We start from the raw sequence: 23,911 nt of genomic DNA on the forward strand, positions 1-23,911 counted from the left end.
CACGGGTGTCGCGCACGTCCTTCGACAAACTCAGGACGAACGGACGTGGGAATGACCTACTGACCCCGGGTTGACGCTGCGTTAAACACTGGCGTGGCAGAGAGTCGGTCGCGATGCGCATCCTCCACGTCCTCGATCACGGCCTGCCGTTGCAGAGCGGCTACACGTTTCGCACCCGCGCCATTCTGACCGCGCAGATCGCGCGCGGGTGGCAAGTCGCGGCGGTGACGGGGGCGCGACAGGGCGCGAGCGACGTGGCCGAAGAAACGATCGACGGCATCGATTTCCATCGCACCGTGCCGCCCGCCAAGTCGCTGCCGGTGATCGGGGAGGTGCGCGAGATCGGGGCGCTGGCGAGGCGGGTGGCGGAGGTCGCGCGCGATTTCCGGCCCGATGTCATCCACGCGCATTCGCCGGTGCTCGACGCCATGGCGGCACTGCGCGTCGGCAAGGCGATCGGCGTGCCGGTGCTCTACGAAATCCGCGCCTTCTGGGAGGATGCGGCGGTCGGCAACGGCACCGGCACCGAAGGCTCGCTCAAATACAACGCCATCAAATGGCTGGAAACGCGCGCGGTGCGCCGGGCCGATGCGGTCGCGGTGATCTGCGAAGGGTTGAAGGGCGATCTCGTGTCGCGCGGGATCGATGCCGACAAGATCATGGTGTCGCCCAATGGCGTCGATCTCACGCTGTTCGGCGAGCCGCAGCCGCACGACGCTGCGCTCGCCGCCGAGCTCGGGCTGGCCGACGGCGATGATGTCGTCGGGTTCATCGGCAGCTTCTACGATTACGAGGGCCTGGACGGTCTGATCGCAGCGATGCCGCCGCTGGTCGCCAATCGTCCGAACGCCAAACTGCTGCTGGTCGGCGGCGGCCCGATGGAAGGCGCGTTGCGCGCGCAAGCCGCCGCATCGCCGGTTGCCGGCGCGATCCGCTTCGTCGGGCGCGTGCCGCATACCGAGGTCGAGCGCTACTACAGCCTGGTCGATGTGCTCGCCTACCCGCGCAAGAAGATGCGGCTGACCGATCTCGTCACGCCGCTGAAACCGCTGGAGGCGATGGCGCAGCGGCGGCTGGTCGCGGCGTCCGACGTCGGCGGGCATCGCGAACTGATCCGCGACGGCGACACCGGCACGCTCTTCGCGCCCGACAGCCCCTCCGCAATCGCCGACGCGCTTGCCGTCTTGTTCGCCGATCGCAGCGGCTGGGATGCACGCCGGACCCGCGGCCGCGCGTTCGTCGAGGAACATCGTAACTGGTCGTCAAACATTTCGCGTTACGTCCCCGTTTACCAAAGGCTTGTTGCCGCACGGGAATCGGACCAGAAATGTTTGCCACAGTCGGTAGCCAGCGTATGAATCCCTTCGGCTCCCTCTTCGACAATCGCGCGCGGATCGCGTTGCCGATCGCGTCGGTCGCGAGCCTCGCGGTCGCCGCGCTCGTCGCGATCGCTTTCCTCGTCATGCCGATCGCGGTGATCGAGGACATGGCGGTCGATAGCGGCATCGCGTCGATTCTGACTGCCGCCGCGCCGCCGTTGGGCTTCACGGCCCGGCTGGCCGTCGCGTTCTTCGCGGCACTCGCCGCCGGTAGCGTGACGTGGTTCGGCATGTTCCTGGTGGTCGGCGCGCGCACGATGCTGATTCGCCGTGGCGGTGCCGAGGACGGCGTCCCCGTGCTGCGCCGTGCCGATGCCCATCCCGACGCCCCGCCGCGCCGCCCGGTCTTCGCCAACAGCGACCTCGGCACGCCGTTCCTCGACGTAAAGGCCGACCCGATCGTGGAAGCGCCGGTCGAACCCGAAGTCGTCGCCGCGCGCCACGTGCCGGCAGATCTCGACACGCCGATCGCGGAATATCGGACGCCGGACGACGTGCCGTTGCCCGATCTGGATCCGGAGCCGGCCTTTGCGCCGATCCACGTGCCCGAAGCCGATGCCGTCGTTCCGCCGGTACTCACGCCGGTGTCCGCCCCCCCGTTTCGCCCCGCACGAGCGGATCGAGACGTTCGGTCTGGCGCCGCTGGCCGACGACGAGCCCTCGACCCCGCTGCCGCAAGCGACGATCCACGATCTGCTTGCGCGCCTCGAACGCGGCGTCGCCAAGCGCCAGCCCGAACCCGAAACACCGCGCGAGCAGACGCTCGAGGAAACGCTCGACGCGCTCCGCGCGCTCGCTCGCCGAGTCGGCTAAGCCTCCACCGCCAGCAATTCGATGACCGCAGTATTGGTGCCGCGCTCGATCACCTCGGCGCTCGCGACGAAATGACTGGACCAGGCGAGGTCAGCCTCCGGTAGCGCGGCCAGCCAATCGTCGAGCCGGGCGTCGTCCCCGCTATCGATTGCCACCTTGAAGCGATAACCGGCGAACAAGACCGACGCCCAGCGCCGCGTATCAATCAACGTTGCCGAGAGTGGCGTTGAACAGTTCGACGCACTTGTCCGCAAAACGCGCAGGCAATCGCGCTCTATTCTGGTCATTGCGGCCGCTCCTGCGCGGCAATGAAGCGGATCACGCGCGCGGCGGTGTGCGAGCGCGGCTCGCGCCCCATGCGCAGGTCGAGCACGAAGCGCGGGTCGTTGACCGCAAGCCGCCCGAACTTGGTCGCGGGCATCCCCGTCCGCCGCAAGAATTTCTCTACTTCCTGTCCCACATGCATGAACCCGCATCCTCCGACTCGCTGTATAATGTTCATGATCTGTTCTCAAATCCAACTTGTCTAGGAAATTTCCTACGCTATAGGTTCGATATGGATGTACGGACGACGATCGCGGCGATGGCGGAGAGCAGGGGCGCGAGCCTGGCGGCCCTGTCGCGGATGATCGGTCGCAATCCGGCCTATCTGCAGCAGTTCGTCCAGCGCGGTTCACCCAAGCGGCTCGACGAGGCGGCGCGAGCGCGGCTCGCGGCATTCTTCGGGATCGACGAAAGCGAGCTCGGCGCGCCCCCTCGCGAGGCGGGGATGGTCGCGGTGCGACGGATCGATGCGCACGCGGCGGCCGGGCCGGGCGGGCTGGTCGAGGACGATCGCGTGGTCGGCGAGGAGCGGGTCGACCCGCGTGTCGCCGCGCGGCTCGGCGTCGCGGCGGGGGCGCTGACGATGATCACCGCGCGCGGGCAATCGATGGAGCCGCTGATCCACGACGGCGATGCCTTGTTCGTCGATAGCGGCGACCGGCGATTGTCGTCGCGGCCCGGGCTGTTCGTGCTGCGGCTAGACGGCGTGCTGCTGGTGAAGCGCGTCGCGCGGATCGGGTTCGAGCTGCGTATCACCAGCGACAATCCCGCGACGCCGCCGATCGCCCCGGTGCGCGCCGACCGGGCGGAGATTATCGGGCGCGTGGTTAGGCTGGCGCGGTCGCTGAAGTGACTTCTCCCCTCCCTGAAAGGGAGGGGCCGGGGGTGGGTCGAGGCGTAGGGATACGCGAGCAAAGGCTGGCGCCTCTACGTATCGCGATACTTCCACCCACCCCTAATCCCTCCCTTCCAGGGAGGGGAATTTAGTTTTTCCGATCGACCAGCCAGATCACCACTGCGATACCGACCCCGACCAGTCCGCCGGCCAGCAACCACAGCAACGCGTTCCCCCGCGTCATCCCCAGCACGGCGCCGACGGTCAGCCCGATCGCGATCGGAAATCCGCCGGCAGCGGGGGTCTTTGAATGCGACGGGCGGTTCATGCCGTCGCGCCTGCCATGTTCCGTTCCGGGACGCCAGTGTCCCGCGACGGGATCGGTGGAACAGCCTGCGAAAACGCGTTTACCATTGCGACCCGCAGGTCGCCGTCGATCCTCGCTCACTGGCACGCGCCTTGTAACGCGTGCGTGCCGCGCCACCCCCAGGCGCCCGTCCGGAGTATCGCATGCACCTCTACCTCGCCGATCGTTCGTCCGTCACCGCCGCGCAGGAGCTTATCGCGGCGTTCGGGGACGATGCGGGGTTCGAAGCGGCGGCGCGGGCGGACAAGAGCCGCGACCTCGGCAACCACGTCAACTTCTGCCGCTGGCGCCAGATCGAACGGCTGATCGTGGTGATGTCGGTCGGCCGCGCGGTGGGAACGGTGCACTGATCGCGATCAGGCACTTTCCCTGGGAGATTGTTTCGCTCCCGTGAGTTTAGCCCGTACCGCAACGTGCGACGCGAGGCTGAATGACGACCCCACAGATACTATCCATCGCGCTGTTGTTCGTGATGATGGCGTTCTTCATCTGGGGTAAGTTTCGCTACGACGTGACCGCGATGCTGGCGCTGCTCGCCGGGCTCGCGCTCGGCATCGTCCATCCCAAGGAAGCCTTTACCGGGTTCGCCGACGACATCGTCATCATCGTCGGGTCGGCGCTGGTCATCTCGGCGGCGGTGCAGCGATCGGGGTTGATCGAACAGGCGCTGGCGTTCGTGTCGAAACGCGTGACGCGGATCCGCTCGCAACTGCTCGTGCTGACCGCGTCGGTCGGGCTGACGTCTGCGCTGGTCAAGAATGTCGGTGCGCTCGCGATGCTGATGCCCGCCGCGTTCCAGATGGCAAAGAAGAACAAGGCCTCGCCGTCGGTCTTCCTGATGCCCATGTCGTTCGCGTCGCTGCTCGGCGGGCTGATGACGCTGGTCGGCACGTCGCCCAACATCATCGTCAGCCGCGTGCGCCAAGACATGACGGGCGTGCCGTTCAAGATGTTCGATTACTTCCCGACCGGGTTCGGGCTGCTGGTGATGGGGCTGATCTTCCTGCGGTTCGGCTATCGCCTGTTGCCGCGCGACCGGCGGGCGGCGCCGACGATGGGCGATGCGCTCGACATCAAGGGCTATGTGACCGAGGCGACGATCGAGAAAGGATCGCCGGCCATCGACGAGACCATCGCCGATTTCGTCAAACGGCACGACGACGACGTCACCATCACCAGCATCATGCGCGCCGGGATGCGCGCGATGCCGCGCGGCGACCTGACCCTGCGCGAAGGCGACACGCTGATCCTGGGCGGCGAACCCGACGTGCTCGAACGCGTGATCTCCACCAACAAGTTCGCGTTGGCGGGCGAGGAGCGCGAGGTTCCCGAGGACCGCAAGGGCGAAGAAATCGGCGTGATCGAAGCGGTGATCGGCACCAATTCGGCGCTCATCGGCCGCACCGCAGGCAATTTGCGGTTGCAGGAACGGTTCGGCATCAACCTGATTGCCGTGTCGCGCGGCGGGGAGCGGCTGACGCATAGCCTCGGCGGCACGGTCCTGCGCGCGGGCGACGTGATCGTGTTGCAGGGTCCGCTGACCTTGCTGCCGGAGCGGCTGCCCGAACTCGGCGCATTGCCGCTTGCCGAGCGGACGCTGCGACTGGGTAATTCGCGCAAGGGCTTGTTGCCCGTCGCGATTCTGGCGGTGGCGATGATCGCGACGGCGACGGGGTACGTGCCGGTCGCGGTCGCGTTTTTCGCGGCGGCCGCGCTGATCATCGCGAGCGGCGCGCTGCCGCTGGCGGAGGCGTACGGCGCGGTCGAATGGCCGATCCTGATCATGCTCGGATCGCTGATCCCGGTCGCCGATACGCTGCGCACCACCGGCGCGTCGCAGATCCTGGCGACGCAGCTCGCGCATGTCGCGGCAACGTTGCCCGCATGGGGCGCCGTCGCGCTGATCCTGGTCGCGGCGATGGCGGTGACGCCGTTCCTCAACAACGCCGCGACGGTGCTGGTCATGGCCCCGATCGCCGCGGTGTTCGCGAAGGATTTGGGCTATCGGCCGGAGGCGTTCCTGATCGCGACCGCGATGGGCGCGGGGTGCGATTTCCTCACGCCGATCGGGCACCAGTGCAATACTTTGGTGTTCGGGCCGGGCGGCTACAAGTTCAGCGACTATGCACGGTTGGGGGCACCGTTATCGGTGCTCGTGGTCTTGATAGGGACGCCGCTGATCCTGTGGGTTTGGCCGCTGCATTGAGATTAGCGGGGTGTTCGCTAAGATCAGTGGATGAGCGGCACAGAAACGAGTGAGTACTTGGGGGGAATCATCGCTGACGCCTTCAAACGAGAGGTCGATGCTGATGATGCGGTATGGCGTTCTCTGCCGTTCTTCGCGGCAATAATCGGCTTGGCTATAGCCGTGCTTCCAGCCGTTTATCGGACGGCGTGGGAGATATCAGATCGGCCTTGGTGGATCGCAGCCATGGTGGTTTTTGCCATCGCCATCCTGTGTTTTACGATCTCGGGTTATTGGTTCTGGATCGTGATACGCCCGCGCGAATACATCTATCCACCTCCGCCGGACCAAGTTTTGACATACGCAGAGGAGCTAGCCGAATATTATCGGTCTCGACGAATGAGCGATGAGCGCCGTGATCTCGCCGTTCGTAATGATCTCCGCGACTTCATGCTTCGTCAATTAGCGGAAGCGACGGCGAACAACCGCCGAAATAACAATGCGAAGGCACTCGCGAGAAGCCAAGTGCTGATATTCGTTATGGCAGGATTCCTTCTCGCATTTTTGTGCGAAGGCACTACATTAATCGCAGGAGCGTTTTCGTGACGGTCTTCGACGCCAGGAGTAACTGATGGCAAGCGAGCAGGATAAAAAACGGCCTGCGAGGGAAACGGAAAAGCGCAAGCCCGAACCGCCAAAGCATCAGGTGGTCTGGGAAGGCGCATCGTTGAAGCGCGTGTGGGAGCAGCGCGAACCGGCGCGTCGTTCGGCGTGAGCGAAGATACGCCGGACAAACCCGCTCCAGCGCCGCCACAACCGCCCCGCCCGCCCGAGCCGGAGCGGCTGAAAAAGAACGAAGACCCCAGACCCGGTCGGCACACGCGCTGATCTTTCGCGGTGCCGACCAGACCGGAACTCATTCCTACGCCGGCTCCCCGACGATCGCCTTCAACTCCATGAAGTCCGCCAGGCCGTACTTGCCGCCCTCGCGGCCGTTGCCCGACTGCTTATAGCCCCCGAACGGCGTCCCGCCGCCGCCGCTCCAGGCGTTGATCGTGACCATCCCCGCGCGCAGCTTCGGTGCGATCTTCGACGCTTCCGCCGGGTCGCCGGAGATCGTCGCCGACAGGCCGTAATCGGTGTCGTTCGCCATCTCGACCGCCTGGTCGGCATCGTCGTAGCTGGTGATCGTCGCGACCGGGCCGAACGTCTCCTCGCGATAGATGCGCATCTCCGGCGTTACGTCGGCGAGCAGGGTCGGCTTGACGAAGAAGCCCGCATTGCGCCCGTCCGGACGACCGGTGCCGCCGGTGACGAGCGTCGCGCCCTCGTCGATCGCCGACTGGATCAGGCCCTGGATCTTCTCGTACTGCGCCTTGTTGACGACCGGGCCGATATGCGCGCCCATGACGCTCGCGGCATCAACCTGCGTCGCTTCCATGATGCCCTTCACCACGGCAGTCGCGTCGGCGACCTGGCTCTTGTGGACCAACATACGGGTCGGCGCGATGCACGACTGGCCGCTGTTCGCCAGCACGCCCTGCACGGTCGGCGGCAGGACGGTGGCGAGGTCGGCGCCCTCGATCACCAGGTTGGGCGCCTTGCCGCCGAGTTCCTGATGGACGCGTTTGACCGTCGCGGCGGCGGCCTGCGCGACCGCGATGCCCGCGCGGGTCGATCCGGTAAAGCTCACCATGTCGACGTCCTTATGGCTCGACAGCGCCGCGCCGACGCCCGGCCCGTCGCCGTTGACCAGGTTGAATACGCCCGCCGGTACGCCCGCCTTGTCGAGAATTTCGGCCAATATCACCGCGCAGCCCGGCGCTTCTTCCGACGGCTTCAGCACCATCGTGTTGCCCGCCGCCAGCGCCGGCGCGACCTTCGCGCAGATCTGGTTGAGCGGCCAGTTCCATGGCGTGATCATACCGACCACGCCGACCGGTTCGTGGACGACGCGGTTCTTGCCGACCTGTTCGGAGAAGCTGAATTCCTTGAGCGCGGCGAGCGTGCCGATGAAATAGCCGAGCCCCGCCGGCGCCTGAGCCATGTTCGCGAAGCCGATCGGGGCGCCCATCTCCTCCGAAGTTGCGGCGGCGAGGTCGGGAATGCGCGCCTTATATTCCTCGATGATGCGCTCGAGCAACGCGACGCGGTCGGCGACCGAGGTTTGGCTGTAAGTCTTGAACGCCTTCTTCGCGGCGGCGACGGCCTTGTCGACGTCGGCCGTGGAGCCGAGCGTGATCTCGCTGACCGGTTGTTCGGTGGACGGGTCGATCACCTCGTGGCGCTTGCCGCCGTCGCTATCGACCCACGCGCCGTCGATATACTGCTTCAGGTAGCTCTTCATCCTCGCCTCCGCTCGTTTTGGAATATCGGGTACGTGGAAGCGTAGATGGCGCGCGGCGACATCGGTTGCAACCCGAAACGCGACTCCCCAGTTGATGCCGATCGCAGCAGGAGAACGGGACATGGCACGCGTCGCACGGATCGAGCAGCATGGCGGGCCGGAGGTGATCAAGTGGGTCGATATCGACTTGCCCGATCCCGGTCCCGGTGAGGTCCGGATCAAGGCGACCGCGGTGGGGCTGAACTTCATCGAAATCTACCAGCGTACCGGGCTCTACCCGCTCAAACTGCCGAGCGGGCTGGGGGGCGAAGGGACCGGCGTGATTGAGGCGATCGGTCCCGGCGTTACCGGGTTCGAGGTCGGCGATCGCGTCGGCACGTTCGGCCCGATCGGCAGCTACGCGACCGCTCGGAACGTCCCTGCGGAGGCGCTGATTCCGCTACCCGAAGATGTGGACGACCAAACCGCCGCCGCGATCCTGCTCAAGGGCGGCACGACCGAATTCCTGATCGAGCGTTGCGCCAAGGTACAGGCGGGGCAGACCGTGCTCGTCCATGCCGCCGCCGGCGGGGTCGGGCATCTCGCGGTCGGCTGGCTCAAGGCGATCGGTGCTACGGTGATCGGCACGGTGGGCTCGCCCGACAAGGCCGAGCGTGCGCGCCGCGCGGGAGCGGATCACGTCATCGAGTATAAGAAGGACGACATCGCCGCGCGGGTGAAGGACATTACCGGCGGCAAGGGCGTGCCCGTCATCCTCGACGGCGTCGGCAAGGATACGTGGGAAGCCTCGCTGGCGAGCGCGGCGCAGCGCGGGTTGATCGTCAGTTACGGCAACGCCAGCGGACCGGTGACCGGGGTCGCGCTCGGGACGCTGTCGAGTCACGGCTCCCTGTTCGTCACGCGGCCGACGATGTTTCATTATTATGCCACGCCCGAGGACCGTGAGGCCGGGTTCGCCCGCGTGTTCGAGATGCTGCGCAAGGGCGCGATCAAGCCGGAAATCGGCCAGACCTTCGCGCTGGAGGACGCCGCCGATGCCCACCACGCGCTGGAGGCCGGGGCGACCGAAGGGGCGACCGTGCTGTTGCCGTAATCTCCCCTCCCTGGAAGGGAGGGGTCGGGGGTGGGTGGAGGCTTGACGAGACGCGACGATCTCCCACACCTTGCCAATTTGCGATACTTCCACCCACCCCTAACCCCTCCCTTCTAGGGAGGGGAGCTGGCTCACTGCGCCTCCGCGTCGGCCGGATCCTCGGGCTCCACCTTCGGCCCGTCGGCAAATGGCATCCGTGGGCCAGACGGCCGCTTCGCCACGGTCACGTGGAAGTCGATCCGGATGCTCACCCACGATCCGACTAGCGGCTTGCCGCCGCGGCGCGGGGGGCGGACGAGGAATTGCCATGCCGCGAGCCGCATGTCGCGGCCCAGCCCCGATCCCAACGGCGACTCGCCGATCGATTGGCAGTTCTCGACATGATAGTTCGCGACCGTCTTGCACGCGATCATCGCCCAGCCGCCGCCTTGCGGCATGTTCTTCACATAGCCGTTGATCTCGGCATTGGTCGGCTCGCGATACCATTCGGCACGGTACAGCGGCATGCCGCCCGGGCCGAGCCCCGGGCCATAAGCGAGCTTGCTGTCCTCGCCGTCGCCCGCGGCATCACCCTGACCCGATCCCTTGATCTTGCTGATGTCGAAATTGCCAAGGTTGAGCGGCGTGACACCCGGCAAGGGCAGCGGCGGGGTCGGCGTCTTCGGCGGCGGGGCGACGTCGGGCGGTAACGGGGCGGGCGGGGCCGACGCGCTTTTCGGCTTGGGCGAATTGTCGGCCTTCTTGGCGCGATCCGGCTCGGTCGACGCGCTGTCGTCGGGCGGGATCAGGGTGAAGGTGTCGGGTCGCTTCGCCTCTGGCGTGACCGTCACGCGCGGTCCGAAGATCGCCAGGATGACGAGCAACGCCAATTCGACCGCGAGCGCCAGCGCGAACGACGTCGCGCGTCGGCGGTCGGGCAACCAGCGATGTAACGCGGCACGCATCGGCGCGCCGCCTACGCCTGTGCGTCACATGCTGCAATGCCGCATCGTGCGGTTCATCGCATAAGTAGATTTACGTCGTTCCAGCGAAAGCTGGAATCTCATGCCGTTTGCGCCCTCGCCAGAGACCCCAGCTTTCGCTGGGGTGACGATCAGCCAGGATAGGGTTTGTCCTTCAGCAGCCCCGCCAGATGCGCGGCATTGTTCGCGAGCATCGTCGCGGTCTTGGCGACCATCTTCGGCGTCTTGTCGAGGTCTTTGAAATCGACGCTGCCATAGGCTTCGCCGACCCAATAGATCGCGCCCACCGCCGGGATCGTCCAGCCGACATCGTTGAGCGACTGGAAGATTTGCGCGGTGGAGAAATGCGCGCCGTCCTCGTTCCCGACGATCGCCGCCACCGCGACCTTCGAATAGCTCGGCATGCGGCCCTGATCGTCGGTTTCGTCGAGGAACGCGTCCATCCGCTCCATCACGCGCTTGGCGACGCTGCCGACCTGACCCATCCAGATCGGGCCGGCGAAGATCAGGATGTCGTGCGCCAGTATTTTGGTGCGCAATCCCGGCCATTCGTCGCCGTCTCCTTCGTCGCTCGTCACGCCAGGCTTGATGTCGAGCGCGGCGACGCGGACGGTCTCGGTGAGCTCGACGTCGGCCTTGGCGAACGCGTCCTTCAGCACAGCGATCATCGCATCGGTCGAGGATTCACCCGAGGGCTTGAGCGTGCAGTTGAGTGCGATGGCCTTGAGCGGCATGATGGTCTCCTATGTCCAGGAGGCGAACGAAGCAGGTGCGCGTTCTATCCGGCGAGAGGAGGCCGACATGACCTACGTTATGCTCTTTCTAGCCGGCGCGTTGTTGTGCAACTGCATCCCGCATCTGGCGGCGGGGTTGCGCGGCGAGCCGTTTCCGACTCCGTTCGCCAAGCCGCGGGGGAGGGGCAAGTCGCCGCCGCTCGTCAATTTCGCTTGGGGATCGGCCAATCTGTTCGGCGGCGTTGCGCTCGCGGCGTGGCGGTTGCCGACCGTGGATTGCCGGATCGGCGCGGCGGTCGCGGCGCTCGGCTGGCTCGCGATCGGCGTCCACCTCGCGTTGCATTTCGGCGCGGTGCGCGCGAAGAACGGCTGATCAGATACTGCCCAGGAACGGCTCGACCGCGAAGATTTCGCCGTCGAGATCGACGACATACATCGTGCCGTCATTCCCGGTCGCGAAATCGACGATCAGGTTGATCGTCCCCACATCGGGCGCGAAATCCTCGTTGCGGCGCTCATAGGCGGACGAGGCGAGCACCGAGCCGGCGACCAGCGACGCGGCGGGTACCGACCACAGATTGCCGCTGACCTCGTCGGCGAAGACGTACGATCCCTTCAGCGACGCGATCGGGCCATTATAGACGACTCCCCCGATGATCGCGTTGCCCTGGCGCGCGCCGGTGCCGTGACCGTATTGGCTGACCGGATCGGTCAGGCCGGCGGGCGCGGTGCCCTGGAAGCTGCCGGTGCCTTCCTTGAAGTTCCAGCCGAAGTTGCGGCCGGGATCGGTGATGCCGAGTAAGTCGATTTCCTCGGTGCGGTCCTGCCCGACATCGCCGATGATCAGCCGGTTGCCGTCGAAGCTGTTGCGGAACGGATTGCGCAGGCCGAGCGCGTAGACGTACGCGTCGCCGCCGCCGCCCGCGAACGGATTGCCCGCCGGCACGGTGACCAAGCCCGTCGCGCTGACCGCGACGCGCAGGATCTTGCCGAGCCGCGAATTGGTGTTCTGCGCATTGCCCGCGGGATCGCCCGCACCGCCGCCGTCGCCGGTAGCGATGTATAGGAGACCGTCGGGCCCGAACGCGAGCCAGCCGCCATTGTGGTTGGTGTTGGTGGGATGCGGCACCGTCAGCAACGTGGTGGAGCCGGTGACCGCGAAGCTCGTCGGGTTGACCGTATACTGGATGATCCGGATCGTGCCGGCGCTGTCGGTCGCGTAGACGACGAACCCGCCGCTCGTCGCGAAGTCCGGCCGCGCCGCGATGCCGAGCAAACCGCGTTCGCCATCGGTCGTCACGCCAGGCACGGTTGTCACGAGCGTCTTCGCGCCTGTCGCCGTCGTCAGGCGATAGACCGCGCCGCCGCGCTCGATCAGGAACATCGTCGCATTGTCGCCGGGGATGGGCGCCAGCATCATCGGCTGGTTCAGCCCGCTGGCCACGCGGCGCACAGTGATGCCCTCGCGACTGTTGGTCACGGTCACGCGCAAGTCGAGCGTCGAAGACAAGCTGCCGTCGCTGACGCGCAGCTGGACTTCGTAGACGTTGTTGCCGTCGGCATCGCCCGGCAGGTCGAAGTTGGGCGCGGTATTGAACGTCAGCGCGCCGGTGCCGCTGAGCGTGAACTTGGCCGCGTCGGCGCCGCCCGAAATCGAATAGGTCAGCGCATTGCCCTCGGCATCGGTCGCCGCCGCCTGATAGCTGAGCGCGGCATTTTCAGCGACGCTTGCCGTGGCCGCCGAGGTGAAGGTCGGCGCCGTGTTCGCAGGCGTCGGGGTGGGCGTCGGGCTCGACCCGCCGCCGCCGCTCCCGCCATCGCCGCAGCCGCCGATGACCAGCAGCAACGGCAGCGAGAGATAGGACAGGTGGCGCATCGGACTTCCCCTTGGCGTCGCCGTGGGCGGCGATCGTTCAACTAGGTTGAACATCCGAACCGGGATTATGTTGCGGCGTAATTCGAAAGGGATCGATTGTCCTTTCAAAGCAACGCTGTACCATGCCCGAGACAGCACGTTGGGGTCGCTGATCAACCAGGGGGGAATCCAATGACCGATACGACGATAGACGCTCCCGAAGTCGACGAGATGAGCCACGACGATGTAATTGCGTTGCTGCGCAGCCAACAGAATTTCGCGTTGGCGATACCCGCGGGGATCGTCGCGGCGATCGCGGGCGCGGTGCTGTGGGCCGTGGTCGTCTATGTCAGCGGCTATGCGCTGGGCCTGATGGCGATCGCGGTCGGCGCGATGGTCGGTTACGCCGTTCGCGCCGCCGGCAAGGGGGTCGATCAGAAGTTCGGCATTCTCGGCGCCGTGTGCGCAGCCTTGGGGTGGGCACTCGGAACGTTGCTTGCCGATATCGCAATGCTCGCGAAGCTGGAAAATCTGTCGTTCGCGGAAACGATCGGCCGGCTCGGCATGGATGGCAGCGTGTCGCTGTTCATGGCGGCGGCGGATGTGATGGACATCCTGTTTCTCGGCATCGCGATGTACGAAGGGTATAAGTTCGCGCTTCGCCATCGGCTCTGACCGGCAACGACAGGGACGAAAAGGGGCGCCCGGATTGCTCCGGACGCCCGTTTTATTTGTCGGCGGCCGCCAGCGCTCAGGCCGAATAGTACATATCGAATTCGACCGGGCTCGGCGTCATCTCGAACCGCGCGACGTCGGCGCGCTTGATCTCGATATACGCCTCGATCTGGTCCTTCGAGAACACGTCGCCCTTCAGCAGGAAGTCCATATCGGCTTCCAGGCTGTCGAGTGCTTCGCGCAACGAACCGCACACGGTCGGCACTTCGGCGAGTTCGGCCGGGGGCAGATCGTAGAGGTTCTTGTCCATCGCGTCGCCGGGGTGGAGCCGGTTCTGGATGCCGTCCAGGCCGGCCATGAACAATGCCGCGTAGCACAGATACGGGTTCGCCATCGCGTCGGGGAAGCGGACCTCGACGCGCTTCGCCTTGGCGCCGGTGCCGTACGGGATGCGGCACGATGCCGAGCGGTTACGCGAGCTGTACGCCAGCAGCACCGGCGCTTCGTAGCCCGGCACCAGCCGCTTGTAGCTGTTGGTGGTCGGGTTGGTGAACGCGTTCAGCGCCTTGGCATGCTTGATGATGCCGCCGATGAAGTACAGGCACATATCCGACAGACCGGCATAGCCGTTCCCGGCGAACAACGGCTCCTTGCCGTTCCAGATCGACAAATGGGTGTGCATGCCCGATCCGTTATCTTCCTTGATCGGCTTGGGCATGAAGGTCGCCGACTTGCCATAGGCGTGGGCTACCTGGTGCACGACATATTTGTAGATCTGCATGCGGTCGGCAGTCACCGTCAGCGTGCCGAAGGTCAGGCCGAGCTCGTGCTGCGCGGCGGCGACTTCGTGGTGATGCTTGTCGCAGGGCAGGCCCATTTCGAGCATGGTCGAGACCATCTCGCCGCGAATGTCGATCGCGCTGTCGACCGGCGCAACCGGGAAATACCCGCCCTTGGCGCGCGGGCGATGGCCCAGATTGCCGCCGTCATAGCTGGTGCCGGTGTTGGTCGGCAGCTCGATATCGTCGATCTTGTAAAACGACTGGTTGTAGCTGGTGTCGAACTGGACGTTGTCGAACATGAAGAATTCGGCTTCCGGCCCGATATAGACGGTGTCGCCGATGCCCGTCGTCTTCAGATACGCCTCGGCGCGCTTGGCGGTCGAGCGCGGGTCGCGGGCATAGAGTTCGCCGGTCGACGGCTCGACGATGTCGCACACCAGGATCAGCATCGGCGTCGCCGAGAACGGATCGACATAGACCGCGTCCAGATCCGGCTTCAGGATCATGTCCGACTCGTTGATCGCCTTCCAGCCTTCGATCGACGACCCGTCGAACATGAAGCCGTCGGTCAGCTCGTCCTCGCCGACCACGCCTGACACCATGGTCAGATGCTGCCACTTGCCCTTGGGATCGGTGAAGCGCAGGTCGACCCACTCGATCTCCTCGTCCTTGATCCGCTTCAGGATATCGTTCGCCGACGTCGCCATGTTTCTTCCTTTTTCGTCACCCCGGCGAAGGCCGGGGTCTCTGCGTTGTTAAGCGGCCCCGGCCTCCGCCGGGGCGACGGAATTCTCTAAATCGCCGCTTCGTCGCGCTCGCCGGTGCGGATGCGGAGCACCGTTTCGACCGGGATGACGAAGATCTTGCCGTCGCCGATCCGCCCGGTCTGCGCGGCGGTCGCGATCGCCTCGACCACGCGTTCGGCCAGCGCGTCCTCGACCACGACTTCCAGCTTCACCTTGGGCAGGAAATCGACGACATATTCGGCCCCGCGATACAGTTCGGTATGGCCCTTCTGCCGGCCGAACCCCTTTGCCTCGGTCACGGTGATGCCGCTGACGCCGACCTCGTGCAGTGCTTCCTTCACTTCGTCCAGCTTGAACGGCTTGATGATCGCTTCGATCTTTTTCACAAAAATCCCTCGCCCGTAGCCCGCGCCTTTACACGAAACATGCCAGCTTCCCCGCACGAGGGGCGGGGCCGCGCAGGAGTCGCGGAAAGCCTTAGCAAATGCCCAGCAATTAGGCAGCAGGCGTTCGATTGCTCGTTCGCGAAGCAGTGGGGCGGCGGACATCGGCGAGCCGGTCGCCCATCGATCGCCGGGCGAGCGCCGCATTGGCGCGGTTGATCACCTCGACCAGCACCCCGCCGGTTTCGGTATCGAGCGCGGCGGTCGCGACGCGCGCGGCGCGCCAATGCTCCTCCAGCCGCGGCTGCATCGCCTTGGCCAGTCGGCTGAGCGCGACCACGCGCTGGCGGGCATCGTCCTCGCCCGGGGTCACGACGACGAGCCCGGCCAGCTTCATCTGCGACACGGTCTGGCTGGTCGCCGAGTGCGACACGCCGATCCGCTCGGCGAGCATCGTGAGCGTCTGGGGGCCGTCGTCCATCAGCGCGCGGACCACCGGCGTATAGCGCGGGCGGAAATCCAGCCCGTCCTCGCGATACGCTTGCTCGAGCGCGGAATCGAGGTGGTCGATCAATCGGCGCAGCGCGGCGCCGAAACTGGCGGCGGTATGGGGAGGGGTCATATCGCCAGCGCTAACACCTCCCGCGGGCGCCGCCAATGTATCAGCGCTTACGCTAAAACAGACGCGGTGCGGTGGCGCGGATTCCACCGACATGATAGCGTGACCTCGTCTGTAGAGGGGACGGGCGCATGCTGCAGCAATTCATCGACGACCTGGAGGCGCCGGTATCGGCGCGGCGATTCGGCAGCGGCTGGTTTGCCGGCTTCTTCGGTCTGTTGCTGGCCTGCGCCGGGTTCGGACTGGTTGTCGCGTTGCGTTACCCCGACTGGTTCTCGATGCCCGAACTGGCGTCGGCCGAGAAGACCAGCTGGTTCCGCCCGGTCGTCCATTTCGTCTTGCTCGCGAGCTACGCGCTGGCTCTGCTCAGCCTGTTGCTGCGCCGGCGGAAAGCGATCGGTTTCACCGCACTCGTGATCGGGATGGCTGCGGCGTTGCTCGGCGGCGCCAACGTTAGCCCACGCGAAACGCACGATTGGGGCATCTTCTTCGGAGTCGATTTCTTCGTCGTGAACCTGATCGCGGCGGGGCTGATCTTCGCGCCGATCGAGCGGTTCTGGCCGCACAATCGCGATCAGAGATTGTTCCGCACCGAATGGCGCGAGGATCTGTTCTATTATCTGATCAGCTCGATGCTGGTGCAGGTCTTCACCTATCTCGCGTTGGCGCCGTCGAGCATCATCAATGCCAATACCGGCAGCCTGGCCGGCATTCGCGCCGCGATCGGCGGCCAGCCCTGGCTGTTGCAGTTCGTCGAGGCGATGATCCTGACCGACCTCGCGCAATATTGGTTTCACCGCGCGTTCCACCGCGTGCCGTTCCTGTGGGGCTTTCACGCGGTCCACCATTCGGCGAAGGCGATGGACTGGCTGGCGGGGGCGCGGATGCACTTCGTCGAGATCATCCTGCTACGCGGCGTGACCTCGCTGCCACTCCTGACCTTCGGCTTCCTGCCCTCAGTGATGCAGGCCTATGTCGCGCTGGTGTACGTCTATTCGGGGCTGGTTCACGCCAACCTGAAGGGCGATTTCGACCGCTTCGGCCACGTCATGGTGACCCCACGCTTCCACCACTGGCACCACGGCATCGAGAAGGAAGCGATCGACGTCAATTTCGCGATCCACTTTCCGCTGTGGGACAAATTGTTCGGGACGTTCTACTTCCCGAAGGGGAAATGGCCGAGCGGCTATGGCGTGCCGGAAAAGGTGCCGAACGGGTATTGGAAGCAGTTGGCATACCCGTTCGTACGACGCCAGAAGGCGGCCGAGGCGGCGAAGGGGGAGTGAACGGCGATGGCGCACCGTATTTACGGGATGAGCGTGGCGAGCGTGTACGTCCACTACGTCGCCAAGGCCGAGAAGAAGGGCCGCACCCAGGCCGAGGTCGATGAGGTCATCTGCTGGCTGACCGGTCACAGCCCAGCGTCGCTGGCGAAAGAGCTGGCGGACAAAACGACGTTCGAGGATTTCTTCGCCCGCGCACCCTCCCTCAACCCGGCGCGATCGGCGATCACCGGCACGATCTGCGGCGTGCGGATCGAGGCGATCGAGGACCCGCTGATGCGCGAAATTCGCTACATGGACAAACTCGTCGACGAACTTGCCAAGGGGAGACCGATGGCAAAGATCCTGCGCGCATAGGCGGCGATCAATCCTTGCAATGTAGGATTTCGCCTGACAGCCTTGCCAGGCTCTTTGATATCGTCCGTCTCCTGTCATCGTGCTCCTGCGAAAGCAGGAGCCCAGGGCCGTTTCGTGCGCGCTATCCTGGGTTCCTGCGTCCGCAGGAACACGCGCAGGTCGCAGCGCCGTCGCTGGTGTGACCCGAGTGTGACCTTAGCAGGCAGACACGCTCAATAGGGAGGGCGATCGAACCCCGCCGGCGACCCGGTAAAGATCTCGCACCCGTCCTCGGTAATACCGATCGAATGCTCGAACTGCGCCGATAGCGAGCGGTCGCGCGTGACGGCGGTCCAGCCGTCGTCGAGCAGCTTCACGTCGGGCTTGCCGATGTTGATCATCGGCTCGATCGTGAAGATCATCCCCGGCTTGAGCTCCGGCCCGGTCCCAGGGCGGCCGACATGGACGACTTCGGGCGCGTCGTGGAACAGGCGGCCGACACCGTGGCCGCAGAAATCGCGCACCACGCCGTAGCGATGCGCCTCGGCATGCCGCTGGATCGCGTGCGCGACGTCGCCCATCGTGTTGCCGGGCCTGGCCTGCTCGATCCCGAGCATCAGGCATTCGTAGGTCACATCGACCAGCCGCCGTGCCTTGATCGGCACGTCGCCGACCAGGAACATCCGGCTGGTGTCGCCGTGCCACCCGTCGAGCAGCGGGGTCACGTCGATATTGACGATGTCGCCGTCCTTCAGCGTGCGCTCGCCGGGAATGCCGTGGCACACGACGTGGTTGATCGAGATGCAGCTCGAATGCGTGTAGCCGCGATAGCCGAGCGTCGCCGGCACCGCGCCGCCCGCGACCATGAAGTTGCGGATCATGTCGTCGAGATCGCCGGTGCTCGCGCCCGGCACGACATGCGGCACGAGCATGTCGAGCGTCGCGGCGGCGAGCTGGCCGGCCTTGCGCATGCCGACAAACGCGTCGGGGCCGTAGAGCTTGATCGCGCCGGTGCGTTCGAGGTGCTGGTCGCTGGTAACGGTCATGTATTTCGGTCATGGAGCGCCATATAGCGGTGACGGCGCGATTTTGCGAGGCTATCGGTGTCTGCATGAGCGAGCGCATCTGGACAGCGGCGTTGGTCGTGATCGGCGACGAGATCCTGTCGGGCCGCACGCAGGATAAGAACGTCGCGCAGATCGCCGCGTGGCTCAATGTCCAGGGCATTCGATTGGCCGAAGTGCGCGTCGTCCCCGACGTCGAAGCGGCGATCGTCGAGGCGGTCAATGCGCTGCGCGCGCGCAACGATTACCTGTTCACGACCGGCGGGATCGGCCCGACGCACGACGACATCACGGTTGATGCGATCGCGGCGGCGCTGGGGGTCGGTGTGGTGCATCACCCCAAGGCGGTGGCGGTGCTGGAGCGCTACTACGCGACGCGCGGCGGCACGACCGAGGCACGTCTGCGGATGGCGCGGGTCCCCGATGGTGCGGACCTGATCGAGAATCGCGTGTCGGGCGCGCCGGGGATCAGGATCGGCAACATCTTCATCATGGCGGGCGTGCCGCACATCACCGCGGGAATGCTCGATGCGCTAACCGGAACGCTTGAAGGCGGGCAACCGGTGGTCAGCCGCACGATCGGTTGCTGGGTGGCGGAGAGTGAAGTCGCGCAACTGCTGGGCGACACCGAACGCGCGCACGAAGGCGTCGCGATCGGGTCGTACCCCTTCTTCCGCGAGGGCCGCACCGGCGCGAACTTCGTCGTGCGCAGTCCCGATGCGGCGCTGGTCGATGCGACGATCGCCGACCTGACCGCGCGGTTGGAGGCGGATGGCCGGACGGTCGTGAGCGACGGCATCTGATTGGCGATCCGTGCGTTCGGATCGAGGAGGAGAGCGACGATGCGAACTGGACTGGCGATAGTGGCGCTCGGCGCGATGCTGGCGGGATGCGGCGGTGGCGGCACGACCGGCGGCAATGGCGCCGCGCCGACACCGGGGGCGTCGGTCGATCCGATGGAAGCCAAGATCGACGCGCTCAACGACGGGCAGCGCAAGACCGCTTTCTTCCGCGCGATCTACGACGCCGACTATGAATGCGCGCAGATCGTGAAGGTGGAAACCAAGCCGCGCGACAACAACCGGCCGGTCTGGCTCGTGACCTGCGAGGATGACGGCGAATATTACATCACGCTACAGCCCAACGCGATCTTCACGGTCAGCGGCGTGCCCCAGACGAAGCGGCGGATGCCTAAGGGGACAACGGTTCTGCCGGTAGGGACAAAGTAGCACCGCTTGCGCATGCCTCTCGGCGCGGTTAGACGCCGCCGGCGGCGCGGGTGTAGCTCAATGGTAGAGCAGAAGCCTTCCAAGCTTACGACGAGGGTTCGATTCCCTTCACCCGCTCCAGCTTTCGCAGCGGATTAGCTGCGCTAATTCGTGACAAGTGAAAGCTCGGCCGGCAGCGCAAAGCGCTGGTCGACGGCATGGCTTTGCCACGCCGCTACGCCAGCCGCTCGATCAATCGCGCGCGAATCTCCGGCCAATCGTCGTCGATGATCGAGAAATACACTGAATCCCGCCACGACCCGTCCGGGCGCGGCTGCTGCTTGCGGAACGTCCCTTCGTACGTCGCGCCGAGCTTGCGCATCGCCGCCTGCGACCGCTCGTTGCGCACGTCGGTCTTGAGCTGCACGCGCACCATACCGCTGGCGAACGCATGATCGAGCAACAGCAGTTTCGCGGCGGGGTTGATCTTCGTCCCCTGCGCCGCCCGCGCATACCACGTACCCCCGATCTCCACCCCGCATTGCGGCGCGCGGATGTCGAGGTAGCAACTCTGTCCGACCACCACGCCCTGCGGATCGATCACGACGTGCGGAATCCACCGCCCGGCATCGCGTTCGCCGACCAGCCAGTCGAAATAGGCGTCGAACCCTTCGGCGATGTTGAACGGCTGAAGCGTCCAGATCGCCGGGTCGGCACCCGCCGCCGCCAGCGCCGCGCGGTGGCGCTCTTCGGTCGGTTCGAGCGTGACGTGCGCGTTCGACAGCCGTTGCGCGGTGAGCGTCGCACCCACCTTAGCGCTTCTCCGCCGCCGCCCTGATGCCGTCGAGCGTCGCGGTCGGCGTGATCGCTTGCGGGTCGAGCAGGCAGTGCAGGATCGCCGGCTTGCCGCTCGCCACCGCGCGCTCGAACGCCGGGGCGAATTCGGCGGTGGTCGATACCGTCTCGCCATGTCCGCCATAGGCGCGAGCGAGCGCGGCGAAATCGGGGTTGGTCAGCTTGGTCGCGGAAATCCGGCCGGGGAAGGTCCGCTCCTGATGCATGCGGATCGTGCCGTAGATGCCGTTGTCGATCACCGCGACGATCAGCGGGATGTCGTGGTGCACCGCGGTCGCGAACTCTTGGCCGTTCATCAGGAAGTCGCCGTCGCCGGCCAGCGTCAGGACGATGCTGTCGGGCTTCTGGCGCTTGGCCATGACGCCGGCGGGGAGGCCGTAACCCATCGACCCACTGGTCGGCGCCAACTGCGTGCCGAAGTCGCGGAAGCGGTAGTAACGGTGGATCCAGCTCGCGAAATTGCCCGCGCCGTTGCAGATGACCGCATCGGGCGGGAGGCGATCGCGCAGCCACGTCATGACGTCGCCATACTGGAAGTCGCCGGGAACTGCTGGCGGCGTGTTGGACCAGGAAAGGTAATCGGCGCGGGCCGTGGCGACGTCGCCAGCGCGTGCGGCAAGCCGCGACGCCGCCTCCAGAAAGGCACCCGGCGTCGCGTTGATCGCCAGCGTCGGCTGATAGACGCGGCCGAGTTCCATCGGGTCGGGATGGACATGGACCAGCTTCTGCCCCGGGTTCGGAATGCCGAGCAGCGTGTAGGATTGCGACGCGATCTCCGACATCCGCCCGCCGATCAGCACGATCAGGTCGGCCGCCTTGATCCGCTCGATCAGCCTGGGGTTGGGCGCCAGGCCAAGGTCGCCGATGAAATGGTCGTCGGTCGCCGGGAACAGCGGTGCGCGGCGGAACTGCGCGGCGACGGGTAGGGCCTGCGCATGTGCGAAGGCGACCATCGCGTCGCGTGCGTCGGGGGTCCAGCGCGAACCGCCGACGATCGCGACCGGGTTGCTTGCACCGGCGAGGAGTTCGCCGAGTGTGTCGATGTCCGCCTGCGCAGGAACCGCATCGACCGGCTCGACCCGAGGCGCATCCGCGACGTCGGCGGTGTCATCGAGCATGTCCTCGGGCAGCGCGATCACGACCGGGCCCGGACGCCCCTGCATCGCGACCCGGAACGCGCGCGCGACGATTTCGGGGATGCGATCGGCATCGTCGATCTCGACCACCCATTTTGCCAGCGCGCCGAAGGTCGCGCGGTAATCGAGTTCCTGGAACGCCTCGCGGTCGCGCATGCCGCGCTCGATCTGGCCGACGAAAAGGATCATCGGGGTCGAATCCTGCATCGCGATGTGCAGCCCCGGCGAGGCATTGGTCGCGCCCGGCCCGCGCGTCACGAAGCAGATGCCGGGCCGCCCGGTCAGCTTGCCGTACGCCTCCGCCATCATCGCCGCGCCACCTTCGGCCCGGCAGGTCAGCAGGTCGATCCCCGATCCGATCAGCGCGTCGAGGACTTGCAGGTAGCTTTCGCCCGGCACGCACGTCGCGCGATCGACGCCTTGCGCGACGAGTTGATCGACCAGGATGCGGGCGGCGGTGCGCTGGGTCATGCGATATGGACTGCCTTCGTGATCATGTGCGCGGCGACGCCTTCGGGGCCGTCCTCCGACCCGAAGCCCGATTCCTTGACCCCGCCGAACGGCGCGTCGGGCCAGGTCAGGCGGACCTGGTTGATCGCTATCATCCCGGCTTCGACCGTCTCGCTCAGCATGTTTTGGCGTCGCCCGTTCTCGGTGAAGCAATAGGCGGCGAGGCCGTAGGGCAGGCGGTTGGCTTCGGCGACGGCGTCTTCGTCGGTCGCGAACGGGCGGATTAGTGCGACCGGGCCGAACGGCTCGTCGTTCATTGCCTTTGCCTCCAGCGGCACGTCGGCGATCACGGTCGGCTGGTAGAAGAAACCGCCGCCGTCGCCCGGCCCACCGCCCGCCAGCACGCGCGCGCCGATGCTCCGCGCATCCTCGACCATCGCGGCGATGGCGTCAGGCCGCCGCGAGTTCGCCATCGGACCCATATTGCTCGCGGCATCCAGACCGTTGCCGATGCTCATCTTCTTCGTCCGTTCGGCGAACCCCTCGACGAAGCGGTCGTAAATTCCCTGCTGCACGTGGAAGCGTGTCGGCGACACGCAGACCTGTCCCGCATTCCTGAACTTGTGCGCGACCAACGTATCCAGCGTCTTCTGCAGATCGCAATCGTCGAACACCAGCACCGGCGAGTGCCCGCCCAACTCCATCGTCATCCGCATCACGCTGTCTGCGGCGAGCTTCATCAGCGCCTTGCCGACCGGCACCGAGCCGGTGAAGCTCAGCTTTTTGGTCACCGGCGACGCGAGCAGATGGCGCGAAATCTGGTCGGGCACGCCGAACACGATCTGCGCGATGTTGCCGGGCAGCCCGGCGTCCTGGAAACAGCGCATCACCTCGACCGCGCTGCCCGGCGTCTCCTCGCTCGGCTTGAGGATAATCGAGCAGCCTGCCGCGATCGCCGGTGCCACCTTGCGCACGACGTTGAGCGCCGGGAAATTCCACGCGCAGAATGCCGCGACCGGGCCGACCGGCTGGTGCAGCACCATGCTGCGCATCCCTGGCGGGCGCATCAGGACGCGGCCATAGACGCGCTGGCCCTCGGCGGCGTGGAACTCGATCAGCCCGGCCGAAGCGAGCACTTCGCCCTTGGCCTCGGCGAACGGCTTGCCCTGTTCCATCGTCGCGACGCGCGCGATGTGTTCGGCACGCTCGCGGATCAGCGCCGCCGCCCGGTTGAGGATGACCGCGCGCGCTTCCGGTGCGACCTTGCGCCATTCGGCGAACCCGCGCTCCGCCGCGGCCAGCGCGCGGTCGAGATCGGCGATCGTCGCCAGCGGCAGATCGGCCTGGCCTTCACCGGTCGCGGGGTTGAGCAGCCGGTGCGTGTCGCGCCCGCCGCCGCTGATCCATTCGCCGTCGATGTAGAGGCCGAGCTGTGCAGGATAGTCCGTCATGCCGCGTCCTCTACGCCCCTTGGCGCGCG

General features: G+C 66.0%; 29 protein-coding genes and 1 tRNA gene. 15 read left to right on the forward strand and 15 right to left on the reverse strand.

What is annotated here, in order from left to right:
• The first annotated feature begins 113 nt into the window (after positions 1-113).
• Positions 114-1,358: a TIGR04063 family PEP-CTERM/XrtA system glycosyltransferase gene (locus FPZ24_RS02910; RefSeq protein ID WP_146569634.1), complete on the forward strand. Its 1,245-nt coding sequence runs from the start codon at positions 114-116 to the stop codon at positions 1,356-1,358.
• On the opposite strand, the gene FPZ24_RS02915 is transcribed toward FPZ24_RS02910, so the two are convergent.
• Positions 1,289-1,921, reverse strand: a complete 633-nt coding sequence (locus FPZ24_RS02915; protein WP_146569635.1) for a hypothetical protein — start codon at positions 1,919-1,921, stop codon at positions 1,289-1,291. The two genes, FPZ24_RS02910 and FPZ24_RS02915, sit on opposite strands and share 70 nt — an antisense overlap.
• Here FPZ24_RS02915 and FPZ24_RS02920 point away from each other — a divergent pair.
• Positions 1,908-2,192 carry a hypothetical protein gene (locus FPZ24_RS02920; RefSeq protein ID WP_146569636.1) on the forward strand — a complete coding sequence of 95 codons (285 nt, stop codon included), beginning with the start codon at positions 1,908-1,910 and terminating at the stop codon, positions 2,190-2,192. The genes FPZ24_RS02915 and FPZ24_RS02920 overlap by 14 nt on opposite strands.
• On the opposite strand, the gene FPZ24_RS17015 is transcribed toward FPZ24_RS02920, so the two are convergent.
• Positions 2,189-2,479: a hypothetical protein gene (locus FPZ24_RS17015; RefSeq protein WP_186729009.1), complete on the reverse strand. Its 291-nt coding sequence runs from the start codon at positions 2,477-2,479 to the stop codon at positions 2,189-2,191. The genes FPZ24_RS02920 and FPZ24_RS17015 overlap by 4 nt on opposite strands.
• Entirely contained in the window at positions 2,476-2,628 is a 153-nt protein-coding gene (locus FPZ24_RS02930) for a hypothetical protein (protein ID WP_338061669.1), read from the reverse strand. The genes FPZ24_RS17015 and FPZ24_RS02930 overlap by 4 nt, the downstream gene beginning before the upstream one ends.
• Before the next feature lie 120 nt (positions 2,629-2,748).
• On the opposite strand from FPZ24_RS02930, the gene FPZ24_RS02935 reads away from it, so the two are divergent.
• Positions 2,749-3,369 carry a S24 family peptidase gene (locus tag FPZ24_RS02935; RefSeq protein WP_146569639.1) on the forward strand — a complete coding sequence of 207 codons (621 nt, stop codon included), beginning with the start codon at positions 2,749-2,751 and terminating at the stop codon, positions 3,367-3,369.
• A 130-nt stretch (positions 3,370-3,499) separates the two neighbouring features.
• Here FPZ24_RS02935 and FPZ24_RS02940 read toward each other — a convergent pair whose 3' ends face one another.
• Positions 3,500-3,679 (reverse strand): hypothetical protein, encoded by a 180-nt coding sequence (locus FPZ24_RS02940; protein ID WP_146569640.1) that lies wholly within the window; start codon positions 3,677-3,679, stop codon positions 3,500-3,502.
• A 182-nt stretch (positions 3,680-3,861) separates the two neighbouring features.
• On the opposite strand from FPZ24_RS02940, the gene FPZ24_RS02945 reads away from it, so the two are divergent.
• The 4 genes from FPZ24_RS02945 to FPZ24_RS17020 all read left to right on the forward strand — a co-directional run bounded on the left by FPZ24_RS02945 (position 3,862) and on the right by FPZ24_RS17020 (position 6,678).
• Entirely contained in the window at positions 3,862-4,068 is a 207-nt protein-coding gene (locus FPZ24_RS02945) for a hypothetical protein (RefSeq protein ID WP_146569641.1), read from the forward strand.
• Between the two features lie 80 nt (positions 4,069-4,148).
• Entirely contained in the window at positions 4,149-5,924 is a 1,776-nt protein-coding gene (locus tag FPZ24_RS02950; protein ID WP_146569642.1) for an SLC13 family permease, read from the forward strand.
• 30 nt (positions 5,925-5,954) lie between these two features.
• Positions 5,955-6,509, forward strand: a complete 555-nt coding sequence (locus FPZ24_RS02955) for a hypothetical protein (RefSeq protein ID WP_146569643.1) — start codon at positions 5,955-5,957, stop codon at positions 6,507-6,509.
• 25 nt (positions 6,510-6,534) lie between these two features.
• Positions 6,535-6,678: a hypothetical protein gene (locus tag FPZ24_RS17020; protein ID WP_186729011.1), complete on the forward strand. Its 144-nt coding sequence runs from the start codon at positions 6,535-6,537 to the stop codon at positions 6,676-6,678.
• A 147-nt stretch (positions 6,679-6,825) separates the two neighbouring features.
• Here the strand turns inward: FPZ24_RS17020 and FPZ24_RS02960 are convergent, their stop codons facing one another.
• A complete protein-coding gene (locus FPZ24_RS02960) occupies positions 6,826-8,250 on the reverse strand; it encodes an aldehyde dehydrogenase family protein (RefSeq protein ID WP_146569644.1) in 1,425 nt (474 codons plus the stop codon).
• Positions 8,251-8,371: 121 nt separating this feature from the next.
• On the opposite strand from FPZ24_RS02960, the gene FPZ24_RS02965 reads away from it, so the two are divergent.
• Positions 8,372-9,343 (forward strand): quinone oxidoreductase family protein, encoded by a 972-nt coding sequence (locus FPZ24_RS02965; RefSeq protein ID WP_146569645.1) that lies wholly within the window; start codon positions 8,372-8,374, stop codon positions 9,341-9,343.
• 131 nt (positions 9,344-9,474) lie between these two features.
• Here FPZ24_RS02965 and FPZ24_RS02970 read toward each other — a convergent pair whose 3' ends face one another.
• Positions 9,475-10,287, reverse strand: coding sequence for a hypothetical protein (locus FPZ24_RS02970; RefSeq protein ID WP_146569646.1), 813 nt, complete (start codon positions 10,285-10,287; stop codon positions 9,475-9,477).
• A gap of 149 nt (positions 10,288-10,436) precedes the next feature.
• Positions 10,437-11,039, reverse strand: a complete 603-nt coding sequence (locus FPZ24_RS02975) for a flavodoxin family protein (protein WP_146569647.1) — start codon at positions 11,037-11,039, stop codon at positions 10,437-10,439.
• A gap of 67 nt (positions 11,040-11,106) precedes the next feature.
• On the opposite strand from FPZ24_RS02975, the gene FPZ24_RS02980 reads away from it, so the two are divergent.
• Positions 11,107-11,412, forward strand: a complete 306-nt coding sequence (locus FPZ24_RS02980) for a hypothetical protein (protein ID WP_146569648.1) — start codon at positions 11,107-11,109, stop codon at positions 11,410-11,412.
• On the opposite strand, the gene FPZ24_RS02985 is transcribed toward FPZ24_RS02980, so the two are convergent.
• A complete protein-coding gene (locus tag FPZ24_RS02985) occupies positions 11,413-12,915 on the reverse strand; it encodes a PQQ-dependent sugar dehydrogenase (protein WP_186729013.1) in 1,503 nt (500 codons plus the stop codon).
• Between the two features lie 171 nt (positions 12,916-13,086).
• Between FPZ24_RS02985 and FPZ24_RS17025 the strand changes: the two genes are divergently transcribed.
• Entirely contained in the window at positions 13,087-13,569 is a 483-nt protein-coding gene (locus FPZ24_RS17025) for a hypothetical protein (protein ID WP_186729015.1), read from the forward strand.
• A 76-nt stretch (positions 13,570-13,645) separates the two neighbouring features.
• Here the strand turns inward: FPZ24_RS17025 and glnA are convergent, their stop codons facing one another.
• From glnA to FPZ24_RS03000, 3 genes are all read right to left on the reverse strand, one after another.
• On the reverse strand, positions 13,646-15,058 hold the full coding sequence (glnA, locus tag FPZ24_RS02990) for a type I glutamate--ammonia ligase (RefSeq protein WP_146569650.1): 1,413 nt from the start codon (positions 15,056-15,058) through the stop codon (positions 13,646-13,648).
• 86 nt (positions 15,059-15,144) lie between these two features.
• A complete protein-coding gene (locus tag FPZ24_RS02995; RefSeq protein ID WP_146569651.1) occupies positions 15,145-15,483 on the reverse strand; it encodes a P-II family nitrogen regulator in 339 nt (112 codons plus the stop codon).
• 109 nt (positions 15,484-15,592) lie between these two features.
• Positions 15,593-16,102, reverse strand: a complete 510-nt coding sequence (locus FPZ24_RS03000; protein WP_146569652.1) for a MarR family winged helix-turn-helix transcriptional regulator — start codon at positions 16,100-16,102, stop codon at positions 15,593-15,595.
• Positions 16,103-16,230: 128 nt separating this feature from the next.
• On the opposite strand from FPZ24_RS03000, the gene FPZ24_RS03005 reads away from it, so the two are divergent.
• Positions 16,231-17,385 (forward strand): sterol desaturase family protein, encoded by a 1,155-nt coding sequence (locus tag FPZ24_RS03005; protein ID WP_146569653.1) that lies wholly within the window; start codon positions 16,231-16,233, stop codon positions 17,383-17,385.
• Between the two features lie 6 nt (positions 17,386-17,391).
• On the forward strand, positions 17,392-17,739 hold the full coding sequence (locus tag FPZ24_RS03010; RefSeq protein ID WP_146569654.1) for a DUF2200 domain-containing protein: 348 nt from the start codon (positions 17,392-17,394) through the stop codon (positions 17,737-17,739).
• Positions 17,740-17,951: 212 nt separating this feature from the next.
• On the opposite strand, the gene map is transcribed toward FPZ24_RS03010, so the two are convergent.
• Positions 17,952-18,764 carry a type I methionyl aminopeptidase gene (gene map, locus FPZ24_RS03015; RefSeq protein ID WP_146569655.1) on the reverse strand — a complete coding sequence of 271 codons (813 nt, stop codon included), beginning with the start codon at positions 18,762-18,764 and terminating at the stop codon, positions 17,952-17,954.
• A gap of 65 nt (positions 18,765-18,829) precedes the next feature.
• Between map and FPZ24_RS03020 the strand changes: the two genes are divergently transcribed.
• From FPZ24_RS03020 to FPZ24_RS03030, 3 genes are all read left to right on the forward strand, one after another.
• Positions 18,830-19,585, forward strand: a complete 756-nt coding sequence (locus FPZ24_RS03020; RefSeq protein WP_146569656.1) for a competence/damage-inducible protein A — start codon at positions 18,830-18,832, stop codon at positions 19,583-19,585.
• A 39-nt stretch (positions 19,586-19,624) separates the two neighbouring features.
• On the forward strand, positions 19,625-20,011 hold the full coding sequence (locus tag FPZ24_RS03025; RefSeq protein ID WP_146569657.1) for a hypothetical protein: 387 nt from the start codon (positions 19,625-19,627) through the stop codon (positions 20,009-20,011).
• A 46-nt stretch (positions 20,012-20,057) separates the two neighbouring features.
• Positions 20,058-20,131: transfer RNA gene (locus FPZ24_RS03030), tRNA-Gly, on the forward strand.
• A gap of 94 nt (positions 20,132-20,225) precedes the next feature.
• Here the strand turns inward: FPZ24_RS03030 and FPZ24_RS03035 are convergent.
• From FPZ24_RS03035 to FPZ24_RS03045, 3 genes are read right to left on the reverse strand one after another with little or no spacing between them, the layout of a single operon-like run.
• Positions 20,226-20,801, reverse strand: a complete 576-nt coding sequence (locus FPZ24_RS03035; protein WP_205012857.1) for a GNAT family N-acetyltransferase — start codon at positions 20,799-20,801, stop codon at positions 20,226-20,228.
• Position 20,802: 1 nt separating this feature from the next.
• Positions 20,803-22,452: a thiamine pyrophosphate-binding protein gene (locus tag FPZ24_RS03040; RefSeq protein WP_146569658.1), complete on the reverse strand. Its 1,650-nt coding sequence runs from the start codon at positions 22,450-22,452 to the stop codon at positions 20,803-20,805.
• Positions 22,449-23,882 carry an NAD-dependent succinate-semialdehyde dehydrogenase gene (locus FPZ24_RS03045; protein ID WP_146569659.1) on the reverse strand — a complete coding sequence of 478 codons (1,434 nt, stop codon included), beginning with the start codon at positions 23,880-23,882 and terminating at the stop codon, positions 22,449-22,451. The genes FPZ24_RS03040 and FPZ24_RS03045 overlap by 4 nt, the downstream gene beginning before the upstream one ends.
• Between the last annotated feature and the right edge of the window lie 29 nt (positions 23,883-23,911).

This window comes from Sphingomonas panacisoli (assembly GCF_007859635.1).
In the GTDB taxonomy this organism is placed as follows: domain Bacteria; phylum Pseudomonadota; class Alphaproteobacteria; order Sphingomonadales; family Sphingomonadaceae; genus Sphingomonas; species Sphingomonas panacisoli.

Coding starts and splice junctions, on each gene's coding strand:
- FPZ24_RS02910 (WP_146569634.1), top strand. CDS start 114: ATGCGCATCCTCCACGTCCTCGATCACGGCCTGCCGTTGCAGAGCGGC.
- FPZ24_RS17015 (WP_186729009.1), bottom strand. CDS start 2,479: ATGACCAGAATAGAGCGCGATTGCCTGCGCGTTTTGCGGACAAGTGCG.
- FPZ24_RS02935 (WP_146569639.1), top strand. CDS start 2,749: ATGGATGTACGGACGACGATCGCGGCGATGGCGGAGAGCAGGGGCGCG.
- FPZ24_RS02940 (WP_146569640.1), bottom strand. CDS start 3,679: ATGAACCGCCCGTCGCATTCAAAGACCCCCGCTGCCGGCGGATTTCCG.
- FPZ24_RS02945 (WP_146569641.1), top strand. CDS start 3,862: ATGCACCTCTACCTCGCCGATCGTTCGTCCGTCACCGCCGCGCAGGAG.
- FPZ24_RS02950 (WP_146569642.1), top strand. CDS start 4,149: ATGACGACCCCACAGATACTATCCATCGCGCTGTTGTTCGTGATGATG.
- FPZ24_RS02955 (WP_146569643.1), top strand. CDS start 5,955: ATGAGCGGCACAGAAACGAGTGAGTACTTGGGGGGAATCATCGCTGAC.
- FPZ24_RS17020 (WP_186729011.1), top strand. CDS start 6,535: ATGGCAAGCGAGCAGGATAAAAAACGGCCTGCGAGGGAAACGGAAAAG.
- FPZ24_RS02960 (WP_146569644.1), bottom strand. CDS start 8,250: ATGAAGAGCTACCTGAAGCAGTATATCGACGGCGCGTGGGTCGATAGC.
- FPZ24_RS02965 (WP_146569645.1), top strand. CDS start 8,372: ATGGCACGCGTCGCACGGATCGAGCAGCATGGCGGGCCGGAGGTGATC.
- FPZ24_RS02970 (WP_146569646.1), bottom strand. CDS start 10,287: ATGCGTGCCGCGTTACATCGCTGGTTGCCCGACCGCCGACGCGCGACG.
- FPZ24_RS02975 (WP_146569647.1), bottom strand. CDS start 11,039: ATGCCGCTCAAGGCCATCGCACTCAACTGCACGCTCAAGCCCTCGGGT.
- FPZ24_RS02980 (WP_146569648.1), top strand. CDS start 11,107: ATGACCTACGTTATGCTCTTTCTAGCCGGCGCGTTGTTGTGCAACTGC.
- FPZ24_RS02985 (WP_186729013.1), bottom strand. CDS start 12,915: ATGCGCCACCTGTCCTATCTCTCGCTGCCGTTGCTGCTGGTCATCGGC.
- FPZ24_RS17025 (WP_186729015.1), top strand. CDS start 13,087: ATGACCGATACGACGATAGACGCTCCCGAAGTCGACGAGATGAGCCAC.
- glnA (WP_146569650.1), bottom strand. CDS start 15,058: ATGGCGACGTCGGCGAACGATATCCTGAAGCGGATCAAGGACGAGGAG.
- FPZ24_RS03000 (WP_146569652.1), bottom strand. CDS start 16,102: ATGACCCCTCCCCATACCGCCGCCAGTTTCGGCGCCGCGCTGCGCCGA.
- FPZ24_RS03005 (WP_146569653.1), top strand. CDS start 16,231: ATGCTGCAGCAATTCATCGACGACCTGGAGGCGCCGGTATCGGCGCGG.
- FPZ24_RS03010 (WP_146569654.1), top strand. CDS start 17,392: ATGGCGCACCGTATTTACGGGATGAGCGTGGCGAGCGTGTACGTCCAC.
- map (WP_146569655.1), bottom strand. CDS start 18,764: ATGACCGTTACCAGCGACCAGCACCTCGAACGCACCGGCGCGATCAAG.
- FPZ24_RS03020 (WP_146569656.1), top strand. CDS start 18,830: ATGAGCGAGCGCATCTGGACAGCGGCGTTGGTCGTGATCGGCGACGAG.
- FPZ24_RS03025 (WP_146569657.1), top strand. CDS start 19,625: ATGCGAACTGGACTGGCGATAGTGGCGCTCGGCGCGATGCTGGCGGGA.
- FPZ24_RS03040 (WP_146569658.1), bottom strand. CDS start 22,452: ATGACCCAGCGCACCGCCGCCCGCATCCTGGTCGATCAACTCGTCGCG.
- FPZ24_RS03045 (WP_146569659.1), bottom strand. CDS start 23,882: ATGACGGACTATCCTGCACAGCTCGGCCTCTACATCGACGGCGAATGG.